This is a genomic window from Moorena sp. SIO3I8 (assembly GCF_010692325.1).
GTDB lineage: Bacteria > Cyanobacteriota > Cyanobacteriia > Cyanobacteriales > Coleofasciculaceae > Moorena.
The window spans coordinates 1-3,152 of record NZ_JAAHHW010000251.1 but is presented as its reverse complement, the minus strand read 5'-3'; the positions used below and the strand labels follow the sequence as shown (position 1 = coordinate 3,152).

Sequence of the window (3,152 nt, the reverse complement as noted above, 5' to 3'; positions counted from 1 at the left end):
GGAGAGCATTTGCTAACTTTTCCAAACTGACTTTCTTGATTAATTGTAAAAGATTAATCAGGATTTTTAAAAAAATATAATCGGCTAGACTTAATTGACTTTTTAGGTGGTTTTGGTAGAATGTTGGGAACATTGTCAATACGTAGGTCTTGTTGCAAATTTAGAGACCTACTTTTTTTTACCACAAAATGCTACTAGCTTTACATAGCAAGCATTTCAGCCTGTTTCGTCACCCCGTCAGAATTCAGAAATATGTTGGTAGAGTAAAAGAATCTGGTCGTTTACAAAGACGACACAGTAGTTTTTATATAGGCTTACATGCTCAAACTTGGGTCAAGTTTAGTTATGAACTTATTGATTTAATACAATAATTAATGAAACTTAATCGTAATAAACAGAAGTATTATTTACGAGGAATGAGAGCTAGATCGCTTGCCCTGTCTGCTTTATAACTATTTTCGTCACCCCCCCAGGTTAAACCCCAATTTCTTAGTTCCTTATATAACCCATTTTCTACTGCAATCTTTGTATCGCATTTCTGTCTTAAACAAAAGTATGTACCTTTTTCTGATAGCCAACTTGCCAACTTTGGTGAACAAAATTCTCGATCACAAGCGCACAACCACTATATACTCATCTATTTGCCCTAATAACACCTCAAAACTTTTTCCTGTCTTGATGCAGTCGCTCATGGGGGAAACCCCCAAGACCGCGCTGCATCGCTAATACCTCTTGCTGTTCTTTGAGGTTACTACTTCCTTTTTTTGATAAAAAACTCCAATATACTGGCCATGCTCTTTGGTTCCAGATTACACTGACCATCAAAATGTTTATTTCTCCCCAGCTTGTTCTGTCTAGAGCTAAATATATAGTATCATTAGCAGGGCAATCGCATCTAAATCAGGAAAACCAACGAAGCTAAAGTGATTGGACTTGTTTTCCACAATATTTCTCATTTTTGGTTGGTTAAAGGAGCATGCCAACGGGGTCGGAACAATCTGGCGGCATGATGGGGTTGGGATGTGCTTTGTTGTGGTTTCCTCTAAGAAGTTGTGCAGTCCTCACTGTGCTGGTCTAGCAAAACCTAACAGGAATGATTGCTGAGCAACAGGTTTATGACTTTGTCATTATCCATGGCCGCTCGGTAGCGTTTCTGGGCAATACTTTGCTTAGAGGGTTCTCGTTTGAGTAAATTCAGCGATAAGCGTCGCAGCAGTCCCATATTCATTGGTCCATGAAGGCGTGCGAATACGGCTATGGTCTTCGCCAAAGGTGACATCATTGATCCAAGGTCGGCTATTTTCAATCCCCCAGTGGGAGCGGATCGCCTTCCCTAAAACCCTGGCATCTGCACCTAAGCTGGTGATGTAGAAACACACCTCTGTAGTCGTTTTATTCCAAAGACGTCGCTCTCGTTTGACCATCACCACGCGCGGGTTTTGCCCTGCCATTTCGAAGGATTGGGCAAATCGGGCAATTGGCTGATGGGCACCGCCCACACTTGTCGATGCGTTGGTCCGATGATGACCTGCTTCTGTATGCTCGTGATAGCTATACGTGGGTCCCCTCCCAATGCTTTTTTTCAGCCGCCTTAAAGAATGTCTTCACTGCCTTGTGGAGCTTGCCTTGATTCCCTTTGAGTGCCAGGATATACTCCCCACCTTGGTCTCGGATTTGGGCAGCAAGATCGCGCTGAGTACCCATTGCATCTAGGGTGATAATCGCACCCTGAATATCCAATAGATTCAGTAGCTCTGGAATGGCTGTAATCTCATTCGACTTGCTCTCTACCCGTTGTTGGGCCAAGACCAGATGGTGTTCTGAAGCCCAAGCACTGACTGTATGTAAGGCTTTAAGTTGATGCTCTCGGTCATAGGAGCTACGGGCTGTTTTGCCATCTATGTTGATCAGCTTAATCTCCAGCTGGTCGGTAATATGTCCGACCCAACTCAAAAAACACTCATGCAACTGCTGGGGGTCAATCAACCCTAAGACTCTCGAAAAGGTATCGTGTGAGGGAATACCATGAGGCAATGTCAAGAATGTCTCTAACCATTGCCGTTTCGCTTTTCCATAGGTTTCAATCCCTACCATGCTATCCGCCCCAGATCGGGTGGCCAGGATGGCAATAGTTATGATTTCGACCAGTAAATGCTGTGGCTGCCGTTTCACCCGAGGCTCATCCAATCTCTCAAACTCCTTAAGCACACTACGTCTGAGCTTTTTCAGCGTAACCGAAGGAGGGGATATGCTAGGAGCACCAAAACCTGTTGACATGAGGATTGAAAGGATGTGAAAGGGACTGATTCCATCTGTTTGTAGTGTCCTTCATTCCAGAAGAGTTGTCTAGTCCTATCACTGACTATGTTAAATACCTATTTTGTCAAGTACAATTTATACAAAATAGCTGCAATTACCCTGGTATCATTAGGCTTAAACATACTCCTTAAAAGACAGTTTACACAGGGAAACCAAATTTTTTCCACACCTAAGTTTTCCTGTCTCAAAAAACGCCGTAATTTCTGCCGACGACTTTCAAACAAAATTGGTAATGGCAGTGCCGTGGGCTTTCCACTCTAACTTCACTTGTTTAAATAATTGAAGACTTGCTACCACTAGACTTAGTAATAGATAAGTACTGCGGTTGAGTTCCTTTACCAGGATTTATTGGTATTCTTTTGCTATCATTTTCCTTAGATAGGTCGGCTTTGCTATATTTGACCTATCTTTTTTTTTATCTGATGGCTGTATCTTATGCTACATCTAGCTTTCCCCTACCTCTGTCACCCTGCCAGCTACATAAGACAATTTATTTTTCTCTAATGTTCTAATAAACTGGCTACTTTCACCCTAGAGACTATCCGCTAATACTAGTTCTATAGTTAATCCTTCCTCTACTAATTCTTCTAGGATTTCTGAGGCTAACTCTATTTTATTTTTGTACTTATCTTCCTGTTTTAATGTTCCTCTTGGTTTGAAGATTTTGCCTACCAAGGGAAATGTTATATTTTGGGACACGACCTGAGCATTAATGACACTATCCCATTATCTACTTTTCCGATACTTCCTAGATATTGCCGCGCTACATAGTCCGTTTTTTTTCCTTTCTTTCTATCCCCGGTTTCATCTATTATGACTGTAATTGCTTGTTC

The 3,152-nt window shown here is 41.9% G+C and carries 3 protein-coding genes and 2 pseudogenes; all 5 read right to left on the bottom strand.

The window, feature by feature from the left end:
* Positions 1-133, bottom strand: a pseudogene (locus F6K51_RS35760) (IS4 family transposase); the annotation flags it as partial.
* A gap of 524 nt (positions 134-657) precedes the next feature.
* Entirely contained in the window at positions 658-825 is a 168-nt protein-coding gene (locus F6K51_RS35755) for a hypothetical protein (protein WP_293030529.1), read from the bottom strand.
* A 344-nt stretch (positions 826-1,169) separates the two neighbouring features.
* Positions 1,170-1,574, bottom strand: a complete 405-nt coding sequence (locus F6K51_RS35750; protein WP_293030527.1) for an ISAs1 family transposase — start codon at positions 1,572-1,574, stop codon at positions 1,170-1,172.
* A complete protein-coding gene (locus tag F6K51_RS35745; RefSeq protein ID WP_293030524.1) occupies positions 1,552-2,277 on the bottom strand; it encodes an ISAs1 family transposase in 726 nt (241 codons plus the stop codon). The genes F6K51_RS35750 and F6K51_RS35745 overlap by 23 nt, the downstream gene beginning before the upstream one ends.
* Positions 2,278-2,853: 576 nt before the next feature.
* Positions 2,854-3,152: pseudogene (locus F6K51_RS35740) on the bottom strand (transposase); the annotation flags it as partial.

Coding starts and splice junctions, on each gene's coding strand:
- F6K51_RS35745 (WP_293030524.1), bottom strand. CDS start 2,277: ATGTCAACAGGTTTTGGTGCTCCTAGCATATCCCCTCCTTCGGTTACG.